Origin of the sequence: Pseudomonas sp. CFBP 8758, from assembly GCF_014841725.1 — a bacterium.
In the GTDB taxonomy this organism is placed as follows: Bacteria; Pseudomonadota; Gammaproteobacteria; order Pseudomonadales; family Pseudomonadaceae; genus Aquipseudomonas; species Aquipseudomonas baltica.
Window position 1 is genome coordinate 65,130 of sequence record NZ_JACYUK010000001.1, and the last position, 22,630, is coordinate 87,759.

Sequence of the window (22,630 nt, forward strand, 5' to 3'; positions counted from 1 at the left end):
GGTCCGTGGCCGCGAAAAGGCGCTGCGGTGCTTCAGGCAGACCGCGGTGCGCCTTTCGCGGCCGATGACCGCTCCTACGGTGGGCATGGTGCAGCGTTCGTCCGTAGGAGCGGTCCGTGGCCGCGAAAAGGGCGGTGCGTGTATCAGGCGAACCGCGGGGCGCCCTTCGCGGCCGATGACCGCTCCTACATTGGGCGGTGGTGTATACTGCGCGCCGGTTTTTTGAGGTGCCGTGTGATGAGTACAGAAGATCCCCGTTTCGCCGGCATTGCCCGCCTTTATGGCCTGGAGGGCATGCAGCGCCTGCGTGATGCGCACGTCGCCATCGTCGGTGTGGGTGGCGTCGGCTCGTGGGCGGCGGAAGCGATCGCCCGCACCGGGGTGGGGGAGATTTCGCTGTTCGACCTGGACGACGTCTGCGTCAGCAATGCCAACCGGCAGTTGCATGCGCTGGACAGCACCGTGGGCAAGCCCAAGGTCGAGGTGATGGCCGAGCGGCTGCGCGGTATCAATCCCGACTGCACGGTGCACGCGGTGGCGGACTTCGTCACTCGCGACACCATGGCCGAATACATCACGCCAAACATCGACTGCGTGATCGACTGCATCGACAGCGTGAATGCCAAGGCCGCGCTGATCGCCTGGTGCAAGCGACGCAAGATCCAGATCATCACCACCGGGGGCGCCGGCGGACAGATCGACCCGACCTTGATCCAGGTCTGCGACCTGAACCGTACGTTCAACGATCCACTGGCCTCCAAGGTGCGTTCGACACTGCGTCGCGACTATGGGTTTTCACGCACGGTCACGCGCCATTACAGCGTGCCCTGCGTGTTCTCCACCGAACAGCTGCGGTACCCCAAGCCCGATGGCAGCATTTGCCTGCAGAAGAGTTTCGTCGGTGACGGGGTGAAGCTGGACTGCGCCGGGGGGTTCGGGGCGGTGATGATGGTGACGGCGACCTTTGGCATGGTGGCGGCGACCAAGGCGGTCGACAAGATCGTGGCCGGGGTGCGGCGTCCGGCGGATAGGGTCAAGGCGGAAGTCTGAGGGAGAGGTAGCCATAACGCCGCGGCGGCTTCTTCGCGGGCAGAGGGCTGCCCACCGGACCTACAAGGTTCACACCAGCTCGGCCATCCGCTTCAACACCGCGTTCAGCCCATTGCTGCGCGAAGGCGACAGCTGGCGGCCCAAGCCCAGTTGTTCGAACCAATCGCCCAGGTTCAGCTCGCGCAGCGCCTGCGAATCCAGGCCCTCGACCCGCACCAGCAGCAGCGCCAGCAAGCCACGGATCATCCGTGCATCACTGGCGGCCTTGAAGTGCCAGCGCTCATCCTGCCGCTCAGCCACCAACCACACCACGCTTTCACACCCGTGCACACGATTGGCGTCCACTTTCTGCCCTTCGCCCAGCGGCTCCAGGCGTTCGCCCCACTGCATCAACAGCCGCGCCCGTTGTTCCCAACCGGCGGCCTGCTTGAAAGCCTGAAGTGCGTCTTCAGCCTGTGGATTCAAGGTCATGTGAGTATCTCCAACGCCTTGTCCAGTGCCTCGAACAACCGTTGCAGGTCGGCTGAGTCGTTGTATAGGCCCAAGGACACACGAATGGCGCCGGACAGGCCAAGGTGCTTCATCAATGGCATGGCGCAGTGATGCCCGGCGCGTACGGCGATACCTTGATCGGTCAGCAAGTGCGCCAGATCGGCGTTGTGTACGCCGTCCACGACGAAACTGGCCAGCGCAATCTGCGGCGTGCCGAGCAAGCGCACGCCGCTGCGCGCGTGCAGCCCCGCCAGCAATTGCGCATGCAGGCACGCTTCGTGTGCGGCCACGGCCTGGGCGTCCAGACCGCTGAGGTAATCCAGGGTCGCGCCCAGTCCTATCACTCCGGCAATGGCCGGAGTGCCCGCTTCATGGCCCAAGGGCGCCGGGTGAAAGCTCGCACTCTGGTAATCGGCCTGGTGCACCATTTCGCCGCCGAACTGCCAGTGCGCAAGCTTCTGCAAGGCCTCGCGCCGGCCATACAGCACGCCGACACCGTCCGGGCCATACAGCTTGTGGCTGGAAAACACATAGAAATCGCACTGCAGGCGCTCGACATCATGGCGTCCGTGGACGACGCCCTGAGCGCCATCCACCACCGTGATCGCCCCTTGTGCACGCGCCAGCGCCAGCAGTTCCGGCAGCGGTTGCCACGCGCCGAAGACGTTGGACAGTTGGGTCACTGCCAGCAGCCGGGTGCGTGGCCCGATGATCTGCGCAGCCGCCTGCAGGTCGACCACGCCACTGGCATCCAGCGGCAGCACCCGCAGTGGCAGGCCACGACGTTTGGCCAGCTGTTGCCACGGCAGCAGGTTGGCATGGTGTTCGGCGGCGCTGATCACCAGTTCGTCCCCGGGCTGCAGTTGCTCGGCCAGGCCATAGGCGAGCAGATTCAGCGCACTGGTCGCGCCGTGGGTGAAGATGATCTGCTCGGAACTGCCTGCATTCAGCCATCGCGCGACCTTCTCGCGGCTGGCTTCGAATGCACGGGTCGCCAAGGATCCCGGCAGATGCTGGGCGCGATGTACGTTGGCCGCGCCGTGGCCATAGTAGTGGCCGATGGCGTCGATCAGGGCTTGCGGTTTCTGGGTGGTTGCAGCGCTGTCCAGGTAGGTCTGCTGCTGCTGGTGCAAGGCGGCGATGGCTGGAAAGTCAGAGCGCCAGGGGGAGGCGTGGAACATGGTCGAAGACCCCAGGCAAAAGGCCCGGCAGGGATGCCGGGCCCGATATCGCCACTTAGTTGTGAGCGTGCAGCGCTTCGTTGAGTTCGATGGCCGACTTGTGGCTCTTGCACTCCACGGCACCGGTGACCGAATTGCGACGGAACAGCAGGTCGGGCTGGCCAGCCAGGTCCCGTGCCTTCAAGGTCTTGACCAGTTGGTTCTGTTCATCGAGCAGCGCCACCTTGGTGCCTGCCGTGATGTACAGACCGGCTTCGACGGTGTTGCGGTCGCCCAATGGAATGCCGATACCGGCATTGGCGCCGATCAGGCAGCCTTCGCCTACCTTGATGACGATGTTGCCGCCACCGGACAGGGTGCCCATGGTCGAGCAGCCGCCGCCCAGGTCCGAGCCCTTGCCGACGAACACGCCCGCCGAGACACGGCCTTCGATCATGCCTGGGCCTTGGGTGCCGGCGTTGAAGTTGACGAAGCCCTCGTGCATGACGGTGGTGCCTTCGCCGATGTAGGCGCCCAGGCGCACGCGCGCGCTGTCGGCGATACGCACGCCGGCCGGTACCACGTAGTCGGTCATCTTGGGGAACTTGTCCACCGAGAACACTTCCAGCAGTTCGCCCTTCAGGCGTGCTTCCAGCTGACGCTCACCCAGTTCGGCCAGGTCGACCGCGCCCTGGCTGGTCCAGGCGACATTGGGCAGCAGCGGGAAGATGCCGGCCAGGTTCAGGCCGTGTGGCTGGGCCAGACGGTGCGACAGCAGATGCAGCTTCAGGTACGCCTCGGGCGTGGAGGTCAGCGCGGCGTCTTCGGCCAGCAGCGTCGCGACCAGCGGCTTGTGGCTTTCGGCCAGGCGGGTCAACAGGGCCGCTTGCGCCGGGTCGACGTGCTTGAGCGCCTCGGCCAGCTGCGAGGCCTGGGTGTTGCTGAAGGCAACGGCCTGGTTGCCACCGGTGTAACCCAGCAGCGGAGCGATGGCATCGACCAGTGCAGTGGACGGGTTGGTCAACGGCTGTGCATAGAACACTTCCAGCCAGGTGCCTTGACGGTTTTGCGTGCCGACACCGAAGGCCAGGCTGAACAGGGAATTGGACATGGAATTACCTCGTGCAGAATAAGTGCGGGCCCGCGTCAGGCAAGGGCCGCTGCGTAGATATCAGGCTTGAAGCCGATCACGGTCTTGTCGCCAAGCTGCAACACCGGGCGCTTGATCATCGACGGCTGGGCGAGCATCAGCTCGATGGCCCTGGCCTGGTCGATGTCGGCCTTCTGCTCGTCGCTAAGCTTGCGGAAGGTGGTACCGGCCTTGTTGAGCACCATTTGCCAGCCGTGCTCGTCGCACCAGCGGGACAGGTGCTCGCGGTCGATACCGGCGCTCTTGTAGTCATGAAAGGCGTACTCCACCTGGTGCTCGTCGAGCCAGGTACGGGCCTTTTTCATGGTGTCGCAGGCTTTGATGCCGTAGAGAATATGAGCCATTGATCTAGGAGGGGCTGCGAATGCGCCCCACTGCCTCCCGAAAACGAATCGGGGAATTATGCGGCATCGACTGTGACAGCGCCATGCTTGCGTGGCGAGGAGGGAAGGCGGTGCGCGTGATTCGGCCACGCGGTCGCTGTGCAGACAGGGCGCGGGGGTGCAAATGCCCCCCCGGCTTCGAACCTAGCCAACCGACTTCAAAGGGATCGGCCCCTGAAGGCGATCGAGCAGGGTATTGCAGTACCAGTCATCGAACTGGCAAACGCCGGTTTCAGCCGTTTCGGAAAACGGGCCCGGTTCGAACGACGGGGAAGTGACCCCACGCTGAGTGCCCTCTACCAGCGTCCTGTCCTGGTCGTTGGTGGCAATCCAGACTTTGGTGAGGCGATCCAGATCGTAGTCCACACCTTCCATGGCGGTGTTGTGCACCAGCCACTTGGTGGTCACCAGGGTTTCAGTGGCGCTGATGGGCAGCACGCGGAAGCTCAACGCGTGGTCGCCCAGAAAGTGGTTCCAGGTCGACGGATAGTTGAAGTACAGCAAGGCGCCGATGTCGGGCTCGCCGGACTTGTCCAGGCGACCGTTGACGGCAGGCTTGCCGTCCATGGTGTAGCTGACAGCGCCCGCCGACAGCGGTATCCGGGTCATGCGGAAACGGCCATGGATATCCATGACCAGGCGACTGGGCAGGCCGGCCTTTTCACACTTGTTCCAGTATGCCGCCAGTTCCGGATCGTCTTCCCCGCTGGTGCCACCCACTGAAAGATTATCCACGAACGAGTTCAAGAGTTCAGGGTGCGAGCCGTCGCAGTGGTAGCACTCGCGATTGTTCTCGAACACCAGTTTCCAGTTGCCTTTCTCGATGATGTTCGACTCGAAGGCAACTTTGCATTCTTCAAGGTTGTGCGGTGCCACGAACGGATCCACAGCCTTTCGGAACGATTCGAAGTCAGGTTTGACTACACCTACGCACACGTAGATGTAAGTGTTCACCACTTCGCAGTGCACCGGTTTGAGGTTGTATTGGCTCTTGTCGAAGTCCTGGCCCATGTTGCCGGCGAACAGCAGCTTGCCATCGAGCTCGAACGTCCACTTGTGGTACGGGCAGACCAGCTTGGCGACCTTGCCCTGCGCGGCTTCGCACACCTTGGCCCCACGGTGGCGGCAGGCGTTGTGGAACGCTCTGACTTCGCCGTCCTTGCTGCGCACGATGACCACGGGGTAATCGCCTACTTGAAGCGTCATGTACTGACCAGGTTTGGCGACTTCGAAAGTATGGCCTGCAAAGATCCAGTCCTTGTGCCAGATCTGCTCGAGGTCCTGGCGATAGACTTCATCACTGCTATAGAGCGCGCCCGGTAGCGAGTGGTTGGGCTTGCGTTGGGAAACCAGATCAAAAACGGTTTTCTTGAAATCCATATTTCCTCCAGGATGCAGACCTTGGGGGCCAGGTTAGATGCAGCTCGGCATTGCCGACTGGCTATTGATCGCAGCCTATACCCGCCAATCGAGGCGGATCAAACGACATTTAAGGCGTGCAATCAATGCGGGCAGGTTATGAATGGATCGCGTCCTCGTGCCCTTCTTCGAGCCGTCTGCAACGCACTTCAGGCGGGTTGGCCCAGGTGTTCGGGCGGCGGCTGAAAGATCCCCGAGAGTGCCTCCACCGCCGATGACGATGAAGCCAGATTCTTGACCGCTGCCTTGATCGCTTCACGGGTTTTTTCATCCAGCGATACCGAAGCGAACATGTCGTACTTGCTCTCGAGTTCCGCGATGGTCATCGCGGTTTCCGGGTCACCTTTGGCAGCGGTGGTCTGGCTACGCAGCACGTCACCGTTGTCCAGGGTAACGATGACCCGCGACAGGATCTCTTCGGGGAAGCGCGCCGAAAGATCCGGCGCTTCCACGATCTCGATCCTGGCGCTCATGGCGAGAATGTCCGGGGCGCAGATCGATGCGCCCGTGACTTCTTCGGGCCCGACCTTACCCCGGACGATAAGCGCGGCCAGAGGGAATGCAAGGGCGTATTGCGCCTCGTCGGCGTTGGCAGGGGTGTGCCCCTGCAGGCAGACCGATTCGAAGAACGTCTCGACGCGAATCTTCTCGATCCGATTGACCTCGATGCCGCCCGATACCTGCTGCAGTGCCACCATTGCCGTAAGCGCAGGCTGCGCCCAACGGCAGACGGGCCATGGCTTGAAGTATTGGCTGTCGATTTCCCAGCGATGGCCCAGATCCTGCCAGAACGCCGCGACGGATTCGTCCTCTATGGTTTCCGCCGGTGCCCCCGTCATGCCTTCGCGTGCCATCAGCAATGCGTTCAGCCCCGCGAATGCGCCGGCACCGTGACCGTCGCGCAGCATGGTCGGTGACTGCACCACGCGCATCATCGGGCAGCGTGCACTGAAGTATTCGGCGATGCCCAGCGCGTGCCGGAATGTCGATTCGTCGAAGCCCAGCATCCTCGCCCCGGCACACACCACACCAATGCCCGAGAAGCCGCCAGAGGCATGGTAGGTCGGCGAGGTGGCCATCAATGCGACGCCTGCGCGCAGGGCGGTTTCGTAGCCGATACACAGCGCCGTCAACAGTTCACGACCGCTCACTGGCTTGCCTTGGTGGGCCAGCGCATCTGCCAGGGCGAGCAGGGCGGGCACCACAGTGGCGCCTGCGTGGCCCTTGGAGGTGAAGTGACCCTCGTGAGCGTCGAGGCTGTCGGCAGTGAATCCACCCGCCCAGCCGGCACCGAGCACATTGACCCGCTGGCCGTCGAAGATCATGCGGCTGGTGAACTCGCCCCCAGGGTAATGCGCTCGGGCGTATCGCCGGACAGCTTTGCTGGTGTCGTTGCCCGTCGCTCCCGCCATGACCCCGAGAATATCGAGCAGGCTGTTCATGAGGATCTGTCGGGTCTTGGCAGGTGCCTGTTGAAAATCGAAATCTCGGCAGAACAGGAAAAGCGACATCCAGCGGCTCCTTCGAATGATCCTGCAGGTCAGTGCTGACCGACGTGATTCAACGATGAGCGCATCGCCGCCAAGGCGCGAGCAACTTTTTCGCAGGGCTATGCATAACGTCCAGTAATGCTGAACGGCGCTTGAATGTCACCGTCTGGGAAATTTGCCGAGCATCCATTCACGAAATCTGCGCAACGCATCTTCGTTGTCCGAGTTTTCCTTGCACGCCAGGTAGTGGCAGCTATTGCGCAACTGCACTTGATCCGCAATCGGCCTGACCAGCAGGCCTTTGCCGATGAGTCCACTGACCAGATGGTTCCAGCCCAATGCGATGCCCTGATGGGTGAGCACCATACTGATGATCAAGTTGTAGTCATTGGCATTGAAAATGGCCGGGCTGGCGGCGGGGCGATCGTCCAGGTCAATGGCCTGGAAGGCGAACCATACCCCCCAGTCGACATGCTCCGCGACCTGGGAACGGCCATAGGGACTCAGGTTGAGCAACGCCGAGTCGCGAATACCGTCCAGGGAGGTGATCTCCGGATGCTGCTGCAGATACGCCGGCGTGCACACCGGATAGATCAGGTCGTGGCACAGGTGGTAGTTCTTGTAGCCGTCGCGTATGCGCGCAATCTTGGTGATGAACGCGTCCGGCTGGACGCCGGGCTCCATGGTCAGGAAATTCTGCGTGGTAATCAGGTTGAGCTCGATGCCTTCGCTCTGGGCAAAGAATTCCGGCAGGTTGCTCGACAGCCATAGCGCGGAAAACGCCGGTGAGCAACAGATGGTCAGCACCCGCTTTTCGGATTGCGCGCTACGAATACGCTCGGCGGCCTGGGCAATATTGACGAACGACAGGTGGGCCGCGTCGAAAAACAGCGTCCCTGCCGGGGTCAGTTCCACCGCGCGACCTACACGGGTGAACAGTGCCGCGCCCAGGTGAACTTCGAGTTCCTTGATCTGGCGACTGATCGCTGCCTGGGATACACACAGCGCCTCTGCAGCCCGTGTGAAGCTTTCGTACTTGGCGGCGGCCACGAAGGCCTTGACTGCACGCAGCGAAGGCATCTTGAGCAGAATCGTATCCGGGTCAACGTGCTTCGACATGCTCAACCTCCTGTCAGTACCGCTGTGCTCGGTCGGCGGCGAGGGTATAGCACCCTGGCTTCGCCGTGTCGGTTCGGTGTCGTTTTCGATGCGCCTCGGTCGCTTGCTGGCATGCCCGAGGCCTGCTGCACAACCCATGCAGAACCTATAACCCAACGTTATCGAATAAGGGCTGTAAATGTTGTTGGATCTGAATACACATTGGGCATAGATTGAAAAAACACCCTAATTCCTGGGGGTAAGAATAAAAAACAAGGAAATCGTTGCGATGAACAATTACCCGTACCACTGCCCCTTACAACATGTTTCGCGTTGCCATGATTTGCCTACTGCAATGAGTGTTGCCGCGAAGGAGGCAAGGTATGAATAACGCCGACGATATAATATCCGTACACAATGTATACAAGGTCTTCGGGGCACAACCCAAAGTGGCCATGAATATGTTGCGCGAGGGCGCTTCCAAGGCCGAAGTGTTCGAAAAGACGGGCCAGGTCATCGGTGTGTTCGATGCGAACTTTTCCGTGAAGCGTGGCGAGATCTTCGTGATCATGGGGCTTTCCGGTTCGGGCAAATCCACCATGGTGCGCCTCTTCAACCGGCTGATAGAGCCCACTTCCGGCTCGATATTCCTCAATGGCAAGGAAATCACCGGCCTGGCCGACAAAGATCTGCTGCAAGTGCGCCGCAAGGACATGGGCATGGTCTTCCAGTCGTTTGCCCTAATGCCCCACATGAGCGTGATCGATAACGTCAGCTTCGGCCTCGAGATCAGCGGCGTCAGCGAAAAGGAACGCTACAGCCGTTCAGTGGTGGCCTTGCGGCAGGTGGGGCTGGCCGGGCAAGAACACAGCTACCCGCATCAATTGTCCGGCGGCATGCAGCAGCGCGTCGGGCTGGCACGGGCGCTGGCCAACGACCCGGCCATCCTGCTGATGGACGAAGCGTTCTCGGCACTCGACCCGATGATTCGCAGCGAAATGCAGGGCGAACTGCTCAAGCTACAGGCCGAGCAGAACCGCACCATCATCTTCATTTCCCACGACATTGAAGAAGCCGTTCGGATCGGGCATCGCATTGCGATCATGGAGGGCGGCCGGGTGGTACAGATCGGAACCCCGCGCGAACTGCTCTGCAATCCAGCCAACACGTACGTCAAGGACTTCTTCGAAGGGTTCGATACCAGCCGCATCCTGCGCGCGGGCGATATCGCCCAGCTGGACGCCCGCATCGTCTACGAGCCCGGTCGACACACGCCTATCGATGCGGATGCGCTGCTGCGCGAAATCGTTCCGCTCGTTGCCGCCTCGCACACGCCCATGCCTGTCGTGGACCGTGGGGGTTTGTACAAGGGGACCATCTCGCAAGGTCACCTGCTGAACTGCTTGAGCAGCCGATAAATCCACGATCAGCTTTCGGGTCGTCTCTGAGGTGGGCTATGTCCGACTTTAATCTTCTGGATCCTTTCAAAACCATAAACGTACCGCTCGGGACATGGGTCGAGGGCGTTCTCAAGTATCTCGTTCATAACTTCCGCGATGTATTCCGTTCGATTCGCTGGCCGGTGGATCAGGTACTCGATGGCATCCAGGCAGGCTTGCTTTCAGCGCCGCCTACCGTGTTCATCATCATTGCCGCGCTGATCAGCTGGCAGATCGGCGGCAAGCGAATCGCCTTGTTCACCCTGGCCACCCTCACCGCGCTGGGGCTGATCGGTGTGTGGGAGGACGCCATGGTCACCCTCGCGCTGGTGCTCACATCGCTGGTCTTCTGTGCCGTCATCGGCATTCCACTGGGGATATTGAGCGCGCGCAGCGATCGGCTCGAGATGATCATTCGCCCGGTACTGGACGCCATGCAGACGCTGCCGGCATTCGTCTACCTGGTGCCGGTGGTCATGCTGTTCGGCATCGGCAACGTGCCCGGAGTGATCGTCACCATCATCTTCTCGGTGGCGCCGTTGGTACGCCTGACCAATCTGGGCATCCGTCAGGTGCCCGAAGACAAGGTCGAGGCCGCCAGGGCGTTCGGTTGCACGGCGACGCAAATGCTCTTGAAGGTCCAACTGCCGCTGGCCGCGCCGACCATGATGGCCGGCCTCAATCAAACGCTCATGCTGTCGCTTTCGATGGTGGTGGTGGCGTCCATGATTTCCGTAGGTGGCCTGGGCCTGATGGTGCTCAGCGGTATCGGCAGGCTGGACATGGGCCTGGCCAGTGTCGGTGGCGCCGGGCTGGTGCTGCTTGCCGTGTTCCTCGATCGACTCACCCAGGCCATGGGCGAGCGCAGCAAGGATCTGGCAACGGGCCAGCGCTGGTACGAAACCGGCCCTGTAGGTCTGCTGATGAAGTTGAAAAAGAAGAAGCCAGTCGAAACTGCGATCACTCATTGACGTGCCTGCTCACCCTATCTAACCCTTGAACGTGGTGACTCATGAACCCTGCAACCCTCCAGAAATCCGCGCTTGCCAGCCTCGCTGCGGCAGTCCTAGGCACCGTTCTGAGCTTCGGGGCGTTCGCCGCCGATGCCAACAAGCCTGGGGACGGCAAGTCGATCACCCCCATCTTTCCATCCATCGCCGAAGAGCGCTTCAGGGGGGAGGTGGCCATAGCCGGCCTGAAAGACCTGGGCTACAACGTCAAGCCACCCAAGGAGGTCGATTACCCGGCGATGTTCCTGGCACTGTCGTACGGTGACGCAGACTTCACCGTGCATGAGTGGGGCGCCTTGCATGAAGGCTTCTACAACAAGGCTGGCGGCGATGAGTCGATGGTCAAGGTCGGCGAAGTGATGAAGGGAGTACTGCAGGGGTACATGATCGACAAGAAAACTGCAGACGCCTACAACATCAAGGACCTGTCGGATCTGAAGAAGCCGGAAATCGCCAAGCTGTTCGACAGCAATGGCGATGGCAAGGCCGACCTGACCGGATGCAACCCGGGGTGGGGGTGCGAAGTCATGGTCGAGTACCACATGAAAGCCTATGGTCTGGAGCCTACGGTGGTTGACAACCGCGGCTCGTACTTCGCCCTCATGGCCGACACCATTGCGCGCTTCGAACAAGGCAAGCCCATCCTGTTCTTCACCTGGGTGCCGCAGTGGATCGCCGGCGTACTGGTGGAGGGCCGCGACGTGGTCTGGCTGCCGGTGCCCTTCACCTCGCTGCCCGATGGCAAGGAATCCAAGGACACTTTCTATAACGGGAAAAACCTGGGCTTCCCGGTAGACACCGTCTACGCGGTGATGAACAAGGAATTCTCGGAAGAGAATCCGGTGGCCGCCAAGTTCCTGTCCGAAGTGCGTATTACCACGGCCGATGAAAGTGCGCAGAACTTGCGCATGCAGAAAGGTGAAAAGTCCTTGGCCGATATCAAGCGGCATGCCGCCGAATGGATCAAGGCGCACCAGGCCGAATACGACGGCTGGCTGGCGGACGCCCGCGCCGCGGCGAAGAAATAGACGCATGACACAGGGGCCGGCTGCCGCGCCGGGCCCTGTGCCTGCCCGCACCCGGCGGCGCCTGACGATGATTGCCGTCAGGGCCGCTACACCCTGTCACCGCACTGCCTTGCCGATACGTACGTATCAACGGACCGCGTCCGGCTGCGCGCGTACTTCTCATTGGCGCTGTTACCTGTCCGTGAACTCATGCTGGCGGCAGGCAAACTCAACTATCGATGGTCACGATCATGAAAGTTACTTCGCTGCCTGCGGACGACAAGACCTGTGGTTGGTTTCATCTGAGCTACCCACGCACGCCGATGCCCACTCATTCGGGGCACAGGACTGCGCGTTGGGTCGTGGTAGGCGCAGGATTCACCGGTCTGGCGGCTGCACGGCAGTTGGCGCTGCGCTTTCCCGACGAAGAGATCGTGTTGGTGGAGGCCCAGGAAGTCGGGCTCGGCCCCTCGGGCAGGAATGCCGGTTTCGCCATCGACCTGCCCCACGATATTGCCGCTGAAGATTACATCGGCGATATCGAACTGGCCAAGATCAGCCTCAGGTTGAACCTGGCTGGGCAATTGTCGTTGAAGGAGTTGGTCAGCCAGCACGCGATCGATTGCCAGCTCAAGGCCTGCGGCAAGTATCAGGCGGCAGTCGAGGAGCGCGGCATCGCCGTACTTGAAGCGTATCGCCGGGGACTGGACAAGCTCGACCAGCCCTACCAGATGATCGGCGCCGATGAACTGCCCGATCACCTCGGAACGCATTTCTACCGAAAGGCCCTGTACACCCCAGGCGCGGTGCTGATCCAACCGTCTGCCTTGGTCAAAGGCCTGGCTGACAGCCTGCCTGCGAACGTCACGCTCTACGAGCGCACGCCGATCACCGATGTCGAGTATGGCGCCAAGACGGTCCTCAGGCATGCCCATGGCAGCATCACCGCCGACAAGCTGGTGTTGGCCAACAACTCGTTCGGCATGCGTTTCGGTTTTCTTCAGGGGCGAATGTTGCCGATCTACACCTACGGCAGCATTACCCGTCAGCTGACCGAGGAAGAACAAGCGGCGCTGGGTGGCAAGCCGTTCTGGGGCGCCATTCCGGCGGATCCCTTCGGCACCACGGTCAGGCGTACCCCGGACAACCGGCTGCTCATTCGCAACAGCTTCAGCTTCAATCCCGATGGACGCAGCAATCAGAAATTCAACGACCGCTTCGTGCGTCGTCACAAGGCGTCATTCGATGTGCGCTTTCCCATGTTGCCGCACGTGAACTTCGAATACACCTGGGGCGGCGCCCTGGCGATGTCGCGCAACCACAATGGCTTCTTCGGTGAGCTGGCCCGCAACGTCTACGGTGCCCTGGGTTGCAATGGCCTGGGCGTCACGCGGGGCACCATCACCGGGAAGCTTCTCGCCGACTGGCTGGCCGGCGAACACGACCCCCTGATCGACTACCTGCTCAATGCGCCGCGGCCCAATACCAACCCGCCGCAACCGTTCCTGTCAGCGGGGGTGAACATGAATTTGAAGTGGGGACAGTACCGCGCCGGACGCGAGAGCTGACGTGTTTCGAAGTGTTCGAGATTCAGACATTCAACTACTGGAGGCTACACCATGAACTTTGACGGCATCTTCACGCCCGCCATCACGCCACTGAAGGCGGACGGCAGTATCGACCCTGTCGCGTTTGCCGAAGTGCTCGAATACCTGATCGATTCGAAAGTGCATGGCGTGATCATCGGCGGCTCTACCGGCGAGTACTACGCGCATTCGCCGCAAGAGCGCATCGAGTTGGCCAAAAAGGCCAGGGACGTCATCGGCTCGCGCTTGCCCCTGGTGATCGGCACCGGTGCGATCCGCACCGAAGACTCGGTGCAGTTCGCCGAACAGGCTCGGCACATCAAGGCCGATGCCATCCTGGTGGGGTCGCCGCCCTATGCACTGCCGACCCAGCATGAAATCGCCGCCCATGTGCTGGCCGTCGACCAGGCCGCCGGGCTGCCCATCATGCTCTACAACTATCCCGCACGGATGGGTGTGGCCATGGGCAACGAGTTCTTCGAGGCCGTGGCGCATTGCCCGAATATCGTTGCGATCAAGGAGAGCTCCGGGGAAATGGCGCGGCTGCACCGGCTGGCTACCGCTCACCCAGCCATCCAGATTTCCTGCGGGTGGGACGACCAGGCGCTCGAGTTCTTCGCCTGGGGCGCGCGCAGCTGGGTCTGCGCCGGTTCCAACTTCATTCCCCGCGAACACGTTGCGCTCTATGAAGCCTGTGTGATCGACAAGGACTTCGACAAGGGACGGCGCATCATGGCCGCGATGTTGCCGCTGATGGACTTTCTGGAAACCGGCAAGTTCGTCCAGTCCATCAAGTACGGCAGCGAGCTCAGTGGTCTTCGCGCAGGCGGTGTGCGCGCCCCCCTCAAGGGCTTGGAAGAAGCCGAAAAGGCCGAGCTTGCCGCCGTCGTGAGTACCCTCAAGCAGAACGTTGCCCACATCACTGGGGAGGCATGAAATGACCGAGTTGCTGAGCAAAGAAGGCTATCTGGGACTGGCCGGCCGGCTTGAATACCGTACCCAGGCGTTCGTGGATGGCACATTCCACCCCGCACGGTCGGGCAGGACATTCGCCACCCGCAACCCGGCAACCGGTGCGCATCTTGCCGATGTGGCTGCCTGCGATAGCCAGGATGTCGACCTGGCAGTCGCCAGCGCCAAGGCCGCCTTCGAAGATGGCCGCTGGAGCGCGCTGTCTCCCGCCGCGCGTAAGGCCGTACTGCTCGGCTTCGCCCAGTTGCTGGAAGACAACGCCCACGAATTGGCCGTTCTGGAAAGCCTGGACAGCGGCAAGCCTGTCCGTGAATGCCAAGGCATCGACATTCCCGAAACCATCAACACCATTCGCTGGCACGCCGAGCTGGCCGACAAGATCTACGACGCCACTGCGCCCGTCGGTTCCGGCGCCGTGACCATGGTCGTGCGCGAGCCCATAGGTGTCGTCGGCCTGGTCCTGCCGTGGAATTTCCCGCTGCTCATGCTGGCATGGAAAATCGGTCCTGCACTGGCTGCGGGCTGCTCGGTGGTGGTCAAGCCGGCCGAGGAAACCACGCTGAGCGCGCTGCGAGTGGCTGAGCTTGCGTATCGGGCCGGCATTCCTGCTGGCGTCTTCAACGTCGTTCCGGGCAGTGGCCAGGAGGCAGGCGAACCGATTGGCCGCCATCCGGACGTGGCCATGATCAGCTTCACCGGTTCGACGAATACGGGTCGTCGTTTCCTCAAGTACTCCAGCGAATCCAACCTGAAGCGGGTCGTGCTGGAATGCGGTGGCAAGAATCCAGCGGTGGTGATGGACGATGTGGAAGACGTGGATCAGGTCGCCCAGCACGTGGTCAACGGCGCCTTCTGGAACATGGGCGAAAACTGCTCGGCGTCTTCGCGGCTGATCGTGCACAAGGACATCAAGGAAGCACTCATCAAACGCGTGGTCGTGCACCTGCGCGACTGGCAGATGGGCGACCCACTCGACCCAGAGAACCGTTTGGGGTCGATGATCAGCAAGGCTCACTTCGACAAGGTACGCTCCTACATCGACCAGGCCTCTGACGAAAAACTCGAGTTTCTGGTCGGCGGAGGTGAAGGCGCGCCCATGTTCGTCGAGCCGACGATCATCGATGGCGTCGGGCGCGACAGTCGTCTTTTTCAGGAAGAAATCTTCGGCCCGGTGTTGACCGTGACCACCTTCGACACCGTCGAGCAGGCGATCGAGTTGGCCAACGACACCGCCTACGGCCTGGCCGCGTCGGCCTACACCGGTAATCTGCGCAATGCGCTGAAACTCTCCCGAGGCATCCGCGCCGGCATCGTCACCGTGAACTGCTTCGGCGAGGGTGATGCCTCGACGCCATTCGGCGGGTACAAGGAATCCGGTTTCGGCGGGCGTGATAAATCGATCTGGGCCCATGATCAGTACACCGAGATCAAGACCATCTGGATCGACGCGTCGTAACCCTGCCAGTGAGCGCCCTCTTGACCCTATCCCAGGGTCGGGGGTAGCCCGCACCGGGGTAGGCTACAGACGGCGTCACACTTCATAGCGCTGTTCCCTGGAAGGCGGATAGCCGAAGAAGCTTCGATAGCACTTGCTGAAGTGAGGGCCGGAAACGAAACCGCACGCGATCGCCACTTCGGTGATCGGCATGCTCGAGTTCTGAATGAGCCGGCGTGCTTCGGTGATGCGCAGGCGCAAGTAGTAGCGCTGCGGTGTGGTGGACAGTTGCTCGCGGAACAGGCGCTGCACCTGTCGCCTGGACAAGTGGACACAAGCGGCCAGCTGTTCCGGATCCAACGATTCTTCCAGGTTGGTCTGCATCAGCTGGATGATCTCGCGCAGTGGCCGGCTCAGATGCTGCTGCCGACCCAGATCGACCTTGCGTGAGCGGGGCTGGTCGTAGTTGAGCAGGTCGGCGATCGCCTCGGCCAATGCCTGCCCGCACTGTTTCTTGAGCCAGTTCACCATGACGTGATAGGCGCCAGTGGGGGTGGCGGCCGTGAGCCTGTCACGGTCGATGACGGCCACCTCCGTAGTCACGCTGGCGTAGGGCGAGCGTTCGGACAGCGCAGTGCGTTGCTCCGGGTGAATGGCGCAGCGATACCCATCCAGCAGGCCGGCTTTTCCCAGGTACCAGGCGCCGTTCCAGAGCCCGCCGAGCGCCACCGGTGTCCTCGCCAGTTTCTTCAACAACACCGTCAGCCAAGGAGGAGCGATTCGGGTGGTGCGCAGACCGCCACACACGATCAACACATCCAGTTCCGCCATTCGCACGTCGGTAAGGGGTGTGTCCGGTCGGATCGGTATGCCCAGGTCACTGACCACCTCGGTGCCGTTGCCCGAGAAGGTGCGCGTCTTCACCGCGCCTGGCCTGATCATGTTGGCGGTCGACAGAACCGCCAGTGCCTGGGTAAAGCAGGGCAGGGAGAAACCGTCGAGCAGCAGAAAGCCAATGACGCAGACCTTGTGATTCGCCCATTGCAGCACTGGCGCGGGCGGATCGGGAAACGTTGCCGTCGATGAGTGTGCGGTGTCTGGCAACATGGCTGCTTGATCCTGACGGGTGTGTCCAGTCTACGGACAAGCCCATGGCGCAAGAATCTACATTTTCGCCGGGCTTAGGATGATCCAGGGTTATCAGCGCCGGGCCACTCGACTGACATTGCCGACCCGCTCCACGGACGAGTCGCGTTGTGTCATGTCATGCGCCAACCGTGCGCAAGCCGGTACCATGGCCACTGTCTGTCGATTCAAAGGAAATCCTGCCCCATGCAAACCGCCTACACCGTGCTGATCCTGCTCATGCTGGTCGGCGTTTCGCGGTTGGTCGCCCGCGTCATTCCCTTGCCATTGCCACTTTTGCAGATCGCCGCCGGGGCGATTCTCGCCTGGCCGACCCTGGGCCTGCACGTGGCACTTGAGCCTGAACTGTTCCTGTTTCTGTTCCTGCCGCCGCTGCTGTTCTCCGATGGTTGGCGCATCCCCAAGCGTGACCTGTGGCATTACCGCGGCCCTGTGCTGATGCTGGCGGTGGGTCTGGTGCTGTTCACGGTGCTGGGCGCCGGGTACTTCATCCATTGGCTGCTGCCCGATATCCCCCTGCCGGTGGCCTTCGCCCTGGCCGCCGTGCTGTCACCCACCGATGCGGTGGCAGTATCGGCGATCGCCCAGGACCGTTTGCCGACGCCCCTGATGCGTATCCTGCAAGGCGAGGCATTGATGAACGATGCATCGGGCCTGGTGACCTTCAAGTTTGCCCTGGCCGCGGCGATCACCGGGGTGTTCTCCTTGGCGGATGCCAGCGTGACGTTCGTTCTGGTCGCGGTCGGTGGCCTGGCATTGGGCGTGCTGCTGAGCTGGGTGGTAGGGCGCCTGCGCGTGTGGATGATCGCCCGTGGCTGGGACGATCCGGCCACGCACGTGGTGTTCATGCTGCTGCTGCCGTTCGCCGCCTATGTGCTGGCCGAGCGCCTGGGAGCTTCGGGTATCCTCAGCGCAGTGGCCGCCGGCATGATGCAGAGCTGGCTCGATCTGCTGCCTCGGCAGACGCGCACGCGCATCCTCAACCGCAGCGTCTGGGCCTTGCTGGAGTTCGCCTTCAACGGTCTGATCTTCTTGCTGCTGGGTCTGCAGTTGCCGGACATCGTCAAGGCGGTGATCAGCCACGAACCCACGCTGTGGCCAGCCTTGTCGTGGCGCTGCCTGGAAGTGCTGGCGATCTTCGGCATCCTGCTGTTGCTGCGCTTCGTCTGGGTCCAGAGCACCTGGCGGGCGATATCGTGGGTACGTCGCCTGCGCGGCAAGACCACCATCACCCGCCTGCCCGACGCACGCTCCTGCGCCTTGCTGACCCTGGGCGGCGTGCGTGGCGCGGTGACCTTGGCCGGCGTCATGTCGGTGCCCTTGCTGATGGCGCCCGGCCAGGCCTTTCCCCAGCGTGACCTGCTGATCTTCATCGCCGCCGGTGTCATCCTGCTCTCGCTGGTAGTGGCCTGCATCGCTTTGCCGCTGTTGTTGCGCGGAGTCGCCGCCAGCGATGACCAGAGTGCGCGCCAGGAAGTGCGCGATGCCTGGCGCTACACCGCCGAATCGGCCATTCGTTCGCTGGAAGAGGAAGACCAGGCGCAGAAGGCTACCGAACAGGACGCCAGCCAGGCCGCACTGGCAACCGAACTTAAGGCGCGCATCATGTCCGAGTACCGGCAGCAGTTGGCGGTGTTCGAAGACTCCGCCGAAGCCCAGGCGCTGGCCCGGCAGATGGACCAACTGGAACGCCACCTGCGTATCAAGGCCCTGCGTGCGCAACGCCTGGCGTTGTATGAAATGCGTCGACAACGCAAGATCGGCGACGACGTCGTGCGCGAAGTGCTGGCCGAACTGGACATGAACGAGGCGAATCTGGGCCGTGGGCGCTGAGCGATGGCCGCAGGGTCGAGCCACTGCTGCGGTGTAACCTCGAAGCCCGGGCCTGGCCATCGACAGAACCCGGCGCGATGTCACCCAGCAGACAACTCAATCTCGCTGTATTGCAAGGAACCCGCCCGACCATGCTCAGTGCAGAACTCAAGGCTTTCTACACCGTCGCGCTTTTAGGGAGCGTCACCCAGGCCGCCAAGAAGCTTGGCTTGAGCCAGCCGACGGTCACCACGCAGATTCGGCAACTGGAAAGCCGCTACGCCGTGGAATTGTTCTATCGGGGAGGGCGTCGTTTGACTGTCAGCGACGAGGGTGCCCGGCTGTTGCCCAAGGTCAAGGCGCTGTTGCAGCATGAGGCAGATATCGAGTTTCATTTGCGAAACTGCGGCCAGGCCCTTGGCGCATTGAGGATCGGAGCGACGGCGCCTTACTATATCCTCGATCTCATCAAGTCATTTCGCGAGCGGCTGCCACACATCGATGTGTCGGTGCAGATCGGCAACTCCCAGGATGTACTCGAGGCGCTCGAAGACTACCGGGTCGACCTGGCGGCCTCCTCGCAATGGCTCGACGACCCTCGCTTGATGCACCTGGTGCTGGGCACCGATCCCTTGGTACTGGCCGTTCACAAGCAGCACCCGCTGGCTGTGCAAAAATGTGTACCGCCCAGCGCGTTGGCGGGCCAATGCCTGTTGATGCGCGAACATGGCTCGACCACCAGAACCTTGACCGAGCAGTTTTTGAACACCCATCAGGTTCGCCCAGGCATCGAGCTGGAAATCGGCAGCCGGGAATCCATCCGCGAAGCCGTTCTGCGCAATATCGGCGTGAGCCTGATCGCGCGCCAGGAAGTGCCCGTCAACCCGGATCTGCGGATCATTGCGATAGAAGGCGCGCCGCAGATCGCCGAGTATCTGTATTGCCTCAAGGACCGCAGGCAGGCCCGTTTGCCGGCGGCTTTTCTCGACGTCGCTCGCGACAGCATCGCGCGTCAGCTGTAGCCGTTCTGAAGACTGGGCAAATTCACCAATAGGACTATCGCCAGCTTTTGGCTATCTGCCACATCGTCGTCGCAATAACGCCCTAGCATTGCCTCATCGACACGCATGCCGCACTCCACAGGCGGTGCGTGCTCCACTTGATGAGGTGCCCCATGCTGCGTTCCAGCCCTAATGATGAAGCCTCTCCAGGCGTGACGATACGGATCGCCGGTCTGCGCAAGAACTTTGGCGCGTTCAAGGCGCTGGACGACGTATCCCTGGAGATCTCGCCGGGCGAACTGGTGTGCCTGCTCGGCCCGTCGGGGTGCGGCAAGACCACGTTGTTGCGCTGCATCGCAGGGCTGGAACAGCAGAATCGCGGGGCCATCTACATGGGGTCCAGGGATGTCTCCAACCTGCCGCCCCAGGCCAGGGACTATGGCATCGTGTTCCAGTCGTACGCGTTGTTCCCCAATCTCACCCTCGAGCAAAACATCGGCTACGGCCTCGCCGGCAGCGCGCGCGATATCGTTCGTCAGCGGGTCGCTGCCATGCTCGAGCTGGTAGGGCTGACCGGCAGCGAGAAAAAGTATCCGGGCCAGCTCTCCGGTGGTCAGCAACAGCGCGTCGCCTTGGCCCGTGCGCTGGCTCCCGCGCCGTCCTTGCTGTTGCTGGACGAACCGATGTCTGCGCTCGACGCCCAGGTGCGCGAACACCTGTGCACCGAGCTGCGCACGCTGCAGCAGCGGCTTGGCATTACCACCTTGATGGTTACGCATAACCAGGAAGAAGCCATGCTGATGGCTGATCGGATTGCGGTGATGAACCAGGGGCGCATCGAGCAATACGCCAGCCCGCAATCAATCTATGAAAGTCCCGAGACGCCGTTTGTGGCCAACTTCGTGGGGCAGGGCAACTGGTTGGCTTTCGAAGGCAATGGCAATGGTCATGCGCAAGTGGGCCCACTTCAGTTGCGACTGGCCGATGCCGTCGCCCCCCGCTGCGTCGGGCGCCTGTTCTGCCGTCCCGAGTCGATCTGCGTGAACCCTCGGCACTCGGAGGAAAACCTGTTCGCGGCGCAGATGCAGGACGTGACCTTCCTCGGCAACCGGTGCCGAATGAGCTTCGAATTCGACGAACTGCCGGGCCAGTTGCTGACCGCCGAAATCAGCGCGCGTCAGCTGCCCCCTTCGGGCACACGGCATATCCAGGTGGCATTGCCGCCACACAGCTTGCAGGTGTTTGCCTGAGATGCTTACCGCCAAGCTGTCAGTGAGCGGCAAAGGTCATGCACGCCGGGCTCAGCGCGCCGACCGGGACGACCAGGTATTCGTCGTCGGTGGCAAAGTGCTGTTCTTGCTGCTCCTGGTGATGGCGCTGCTGTTGCCGTTGCTGGCGATCTTCTGGCGCGGTTTCAGCGACGATGCAGGGCAGGGCGGTGGGCTGATCGCAGCGCGGGAGCTGCTGGGCAGCGACAACTTTCACTGGTTGCTGGGTAACAGCCTGCGCGTCTCGGTCAGCGTTGCGCTCATCGTCGTCCCCCTGGCCTACCTGTTTGCCTACGCGCTGCAACGCACCCTGATTCCTGCCAAGGGCCTGTGGCGCGGAATATCCCTGCTGCCACTACTGGCGCCATCGATGCTGCCCGCCATCGCGCTGATCTACCTTTTCGGTAACCAGGGACTGCTGCGCGGCCTGTTCACCGACAACATCTACGGGTTCTGGGGCATCGTCATCGGCGAGGTTATCTACACGTTTCCCCACGCCCTGATGATTCTGCTCTCTGCGCTCTCATTGAGCGATGCACGCCTGTTCGACGCGGCCTCAAGCATGGGCGCCAGCACCTGGCGGTCATTCCACAGCATCACCTGGCCCGCGACGCGACAAGCAGTGTTCGCCGCGTTCTGCCTGGTGTTCACCCTGACCATCACTGACTTCGGCGTGCCCGTGATCGTCGGCGGTGACTATCAGGTCCTGGCCATCGAAGCCTACAAGGCAGTGGTGGGTCAGCAACAGTTCGGCCGTGGGGCGCTGATCGGCATGGTGCTCCTGGTGCCCGCACTGATCAGCTTTTCGATGGATGCCTGGTTGCGCCGCCGCCAACGTTCCTCCATGAGTGGCCGGGCGCAGGTACTCACGCCCCAGCCCTCGCGAGGGCGGGACGGTTGCTACCTGTTGATCGTGGTGCTCATCTGCGGCTGCCTGCTGGCGGTGCTGGGCATGGCGGTGTTTTCTTCCCTGGTGAAGTTCTGGCCCTACAACCTTTCGTTGTCGTTCAAGCACTACCTGTTCAGTGAAACCGCAGGCGGGGGATGGCTGGCCTATCGCAACAGCCTGGTGCTGGCGAGCTGCAGCGCGGTGGTGGGGAGCGCGCTGATCTTCACCGGGGCCTATCTGATGGAGAAAACCCATGGGCAACCCGCCCTCAACCTGGCCCTGCGCATACTCACCTTCATACCCATGGCCGTGCCGGGCCTGGTGCTTGGCCTGGGCTACGTCTTCTTTTTCAACCTGCCGGACAACCCATTGCACAGCCTCTATGGAAGCATGGCGCTGCTGGTGATCTGCACCATCGCTCATTACCTGACCACCGCGCACATGACGGCAACTACCGCTCTGCGCCAATTGGACAGCGAATTCGAGGCGGCCGCGCGATCGCTCAAGGCTCCCCTGTATCGGCACTACCTGCGCGTCACATTGCCGATTTGCCTGCCCGCGCTGCTGGACATCATTCGCTACTTGTTCGTCTCGGCAATGACCACCGTTTCCGCTGCCATCTTTTTGTACTCGCCAGACAGCATCCTCGCGGCGGTGGCCGTACTGAACATGGACGACGCGGGCAATGTCGGCGGGGCCGCTGCCATGTCGACACTGATCCTGTTCACCTCGGCAGCCGTTTCCCTTTTGCTCGCCTGGGTTTCACGCGGCTTGCTGCGACGTTCACAAGCCTGGCGCCAGAGCACGCCTACCTGCTGATTTT

At 62.0% G+C, this 22,630-nt stretch carries 19 protein-coding genes; 11 read left to right on the plus strand and 8 right to left on the minus strand.

Features of this window, described 5'->3' with window-relative positions; all coding sequences use genetic code 11:
- The first annotated feature begins 237 nt into the window (after window positions 1–237).
- Window positions 238–1,050: a tRNA cyclic N6-threonylcarbamoyladenosine(37) synthase TcdA gene (gene tcdA / locus IFT75_RS00310; protein ID WP_122714058.1), complete on the plus strand. Its 813-nt coding sequence runs from the start codon at window positions 238–240 to the stop codon at window positions 1,048–1,050.
- Between the two features lie 69 nt (window positions 1,051–1,119).
- Here tcdA and IFT75_RS00315 read toward each other — a convergent pair whose 3' ends face one another.
- The 7 genes from IFT75_RS00315 to IFT75_RS00345 all read right to left on the minus strand — a co-directional run bounded on the left by IFT75_RS00315 (window position 1,120) and on the right by IFT75_RS00345 (window position 8,263).
- Complete coding sequence (locus IFT75_RS00315) at window positions 1,120–1,521, minus strand: SufE family protein (RefSeq protein ID WP_192052759.1); 402 nt, start codon at window positions 1,519–1,521, stop codon at window positions 1,120–1,122.
- Window positions 1,518–2,723, minus strand: coding sequence for an aminotransferase class V-fold PLP-dependent enzyme (locus IFT75_RS00320; protein WP_192052761.1), 1,206 nt, complete (start codon window positions 2,721–2,723; stop codon window positions 1,518–1,520). Before IFT75_RS00320 ends, IFT75_RS00315 begins: the two co-directional genes overlap by 4 nt.
- 55 nt (window positions 2,724–2,778) lie before the next feature.
- Window positions 2,779–3,813, minus strand: a complete 1,035-nt coding sequence (gene dapD, locus IFT75_RS00325) for a 2,3,4,5-tetrahydropyridine-2,6-dicarboxylate N-succinyltransferase (protein ID WP_122476625.1) — start codon at window positions 3,811–3,813, stop codon at window positions 2,779–2,781.
- 35 nt (window positions 3,814–3,848) lie between these two features.
- Window positions 3,849–4,196 (minus strand): ArsC family reductase, encoded by a 348-nt coding sequence (locus IFT75_RS00330; protein ID WP_192052762.1) that lies wholly within the window; start codon window positions 4,194–4,196, stop codon window positions 3,849–3,851.
- Window positions 4,197–4,379: 183 nt separating this feature from the next.
- Window positions 4,380–5,615: an aromatic ring-hydroxylating oxygenase subunit alpha gene (locus IFT75_RS00335; protein ID WP_192052764.1), complete on the minus strand. Its 1,236-nt coding sequence runs from the start codon at window positions 5,613–5,615 to the stop codon at window positions 4,380–4,382.
- Window positions 5,616–5,803: 188 nt separating this feature from the next.
- Window positions 5,804–7,165: an MmgE/PrpD family protein gene (locus IFT75_RS00340; RefSeq protein ID WP_192052766.1), complete on the minus strand. Its 1,362-nt coding sequence runs from the start codon at window positions 7,163–7,165 to the stop codon at window positions 5,804–5,806.
- A 138-nt stretch (window positions 7,166–7,303) separates the two neighbouring features.
- Window positions 7,304–8,263, minus strand: a complete 960-nt coding sequence (locus IFT75_RS00345; protein ID WP_192052768.1) for a LysR family transcriptional regulator — start codon at window positions 8,261–8,263, stop codon at window positions 7,304–7,306.
- Between the two features lie 362 nt (window positions 8,264–8,625).
- On the opposite strand from IFT75_RS00345, the gene IFT75_RS00350 reads away from it, so the two are divergent.
- From IFT75_RS00350 to IFT75_RS00375, 6 genes are all read left to right on the plus strand, one after another.
- Window positions 8,626–9,660: a quaternary amine ABC transporter ATP-binding protein gene (locus tag IFT75_RS00350; protein ID WP_122476617.1), complete on the plus strand. Its 1,035-nt coding sequence runs from the start codon at window positions 8,626–8,628 to the stop codon at window positions 9,658–9,660.
- Window positions 9,661–9,698: 38 nt separating this feature from the next.
- The gene (proW, locus tag IFT75_RS00355; protein WP_122476616.1) at window positions 9,699–10,652 is read left to right on the plus strand and encodes a glycine betaine/L-proline ABC transporter permease ProW; all 954 of its coding nucleotides are present in this window, start codon (window positions 9,699–9,701) and stop codon (window positions 10,650–10,652) included.
- Window positions 10,653–10,693: 41 nt separating this feature from the next.
- Window positions 10,694–11,719, plus strand: a complete 1,026-nt coding sequence (gene proX / locus IFT75_RS00360; RefSeq protein ID WP_192052770.1) for a glycine betaine/L-proline ABC transporter substrate-binding protein ProX — start codon at window positions 10,694–10,696, stop codon at window positions 11,717–11,719.
- Between the two features lie 227 nt (window positions 11,720–11,946).
- The gene (locus tag IFT75_RS00365; RefSeq protein WP_192053403.1) at window positions 11,947–13,266 is read left to right on the plus strand and encodes an FAD-dependent oxidoreductase; all 1,320 of its coding nucleotides are present in this window, start codon (window positions 11,947–11,949) and stop codon (window positions 13,264–13,266) included.
- Window positions 13,267–13,317: 51 nt separating this feature from the next.
- Window positions 13,318–14,220, plus strand: a complete 903-nt coding sequence (locus IFT75_RS00370) for a dihydrodipicolinate synthase family protein (RefSeq protein WP_192052772.1) — start codon at window positions 13,318–13,320, stop codon at window positions 14,218–14,220.
- A gap of 1 nt (window position 14,221) precedes the next feature.
- Complete coding sequence (locus IFT75_RS00375) at window positions 14,222–15,712, plus strand: aldehyde dehydrogenase (RefSeq protein ID WP_192052774.1); 1,491 nt, start codon at window positions 14,222–14,224, stop codon at window positions 15,710–15,712.
- A gap of 75 nt (window positions 15,713–15,787) precedes the next feature.
- Here the strand turns inward: IFT75_RS00375 and IFT75_RS00380 are convergent, their stop codons facing one another.
- Window positions 15,788–16,798 (minus strand): GlxA family transcriptional regulator, encoded by a 1,011-nt coding sequence (locus tag IFT75_RS00380; RefSeq protein ID WP_192052776.1) that lies wholly within the window; start codon window positions 16,796–16,798, stop codon window positions 15,788–15,790.
- Window positions 16,799–17,023: 225 nt separating this feature from the next.
- Here IFT75_RS00380 and IFT75_RS00385 point away from each other — a divergent pair, with 225 nt between their 5' ends.
- The 4 genes from IFT75_RS00385 (at window position 17,024) to IFT75_RS00400 (ending at window position 22,626) form a co-directional block, all read left to right on the plus strand.
- A complete protein-coding gene (locus IFT75_RS00385) occupies window positions 17,024–18,670 on the plus strand; it encodes a Na+/H+ antiporter (protein WP_122795121.1) in 1,647 nt (548 codons plus the stop codon).
- A 131-nt stretch (window positions 18,671–18,801) separates the two neighbouring features.
- Entirely contained in the window at window positions 18,802–19,671 is an 870-nt protein-coding gene (locus IFT75_RS00390; RefSeq protein WP_192052778.1) for a LysR substrate-binding domain-containing protein, read from the plus strand.
- Window positions 19,672–19,823: 152 nt separating this feature from the next.
- The gene (locus tag IFT75_RS00395) at window positions 19,824–20,900 is read left to right on the plus strand and encodes a putative 2-aminoethylphosphonate ABC transporter ATP-binding protein (protein WP_192052780.1); all 1,077 of its coding nucleotides are present in this window, start codon (window positions 19,824–19,826) and stop codon (window positions 20,898–20,900) included.
- Between the two features lies 1 nt (window position 20,901).
- Window positions 20,902–22,626, plus strand: a complete 1,725-nt coding sequence (locus IFT75_RS00400) for a putative 2-aminoethylphosphonate ABC transporter permease subunit (RefSeq protein ID WP_192052782.1) — start codon at window positions 20,902–20,904, stop codon at window positions 22,624–22,626.
- The last annotated feature ends 4 nt before the right edge of the window (window positions 22,627–22,630 follow it).

Excerpts from the sequence above, each read along its gene's own strand:
- IFT75_RS00330 (WP_192052762.1), bottom strand. The coding sequence starts at position 4,196 with ATGGCTCATATTCTCTACGGCATCAAAGCCTGCGACACCATGAAAAAG.
- IFT75_RS00350 (WP_122476617.1), top strand. The coding sequence starts at position 8,626 with ATGAATAACGCCGACGATATAATATCCGTACACAATGTATACAAGGTC.
- proX (WP_192052770.1), top strand. The coding sequence starts at position 10,694 with ATGAACCCTGCAACCCTCCAGAAATCCGCGCTTGCCAGCCTCGCTGCG.
- IFT75_RS00395 (WP_192052780.1), top strand. The coding sequence starts at position 19,824 with ATGCTGCGTTCCAGCCCTAATGATGAAGCCTCTCCAGGCGTGACGATA.
- IFT75_RS00335 (WP_192052764.1), bottom strand. The coding sequence starts at position 5,615 with ATGGATTTCAAGAAAACCGTTTTTGATCTGGTTTCCCAACGCAAGCCC.
- IFT75_RS00340 (WP_192052766.1), bottom strand. The coding sequence starts at position 7,165 with ATGTCGCTTTTCCTGTTCTGCCGAGATTTCGATTTTCAACAGGCACCT.
- IFT75_RS00370 (WP_192052772.1), top strand. The coding sequence starts at position 13,318 with ATGAACTTTGACGGCATCTTCACGCCCGCCATCACGCCACTGAAGGCG.
- IFT75_RS00320 (WP_192052761.1), bottom strand. The coding sequence starts at position 2,723 with ATGTTCCACGCCTCCCCCTGGCGCTCTGACTTTCCAGCCATCGCCGCC.
- IFT75_RS00400 (WP_192052782.1), top strand. The coding sequence starts at position 20,902 with ATGCTTACCGCCAAGCTGTCAGTGAGCGGCAAAGGTCATGCACGCCGG.
- tcdA (WP_122714058.1), top strand. The coding sequence starts at position 238 with ATGAGTACAGAAGATCCCCGTTTCGCCGGCATTGCCCGCCTTTATGGC.
- IFT75_RS00375 (WP_192052774.1), top strand. The coding sequence starts at position 14,222 with ATGACCGAGTTGCTGAGCAAAGAAGGCTATCTGGGACTGGCCGGCCGG.
- IFT75_RS00315 (WP_192052759.1), bottom strand. The coding sequence starts at position 1,521 with ATGACCTTGAATCCACAGGCTGAAGACGCACTTCAGGCTTTCAAGCAG.
- IFT75_RS00345 (WP_192052768.1), bottom strand. The coding sequence starts at position 8,263 with ATGTCGAAGCACGTTGACCCGGATACGATTCTGCTCAAGATGCCTTCG.
- IFT75_RS00385 (WP_122795121.1), top strand. The coding sequence starts at position 17,024 with ATGCAAACCGCCTACACCGTGCTGATCCTGCTCATGCTGGTCGGCGTT.
- IFT75_RS00390 (WP_192052778.1), top strand. The coding sequence starts at position 18,802 with ATGCTCAGTGCAGAACTCAAGGCTTTCTACACCGTCGCGCTTTTAGGG.
- proW (WP_122476616.1), top strand. The coding sequence starts at position 9,699 with ATGTCCGACTTTAATCTTCTGGATCCTTTCAAAACCATAAACGTACCG.
- dapD (WP_122476625.1), bottom strand. The coding sequence starts at position 3,813 with ATGTCCAATTCCCTGTTCAGCCTGGCCTTCGGTGTCGGCACGCAAAAC.
- IFT75_RS00380 (WP_192052776.1), bottom strand. The coding sequence starts at position 16,798 with ATGTTGCCAGACACCGCACACTCATCGACGGCAACGTTTCCCGATCCG.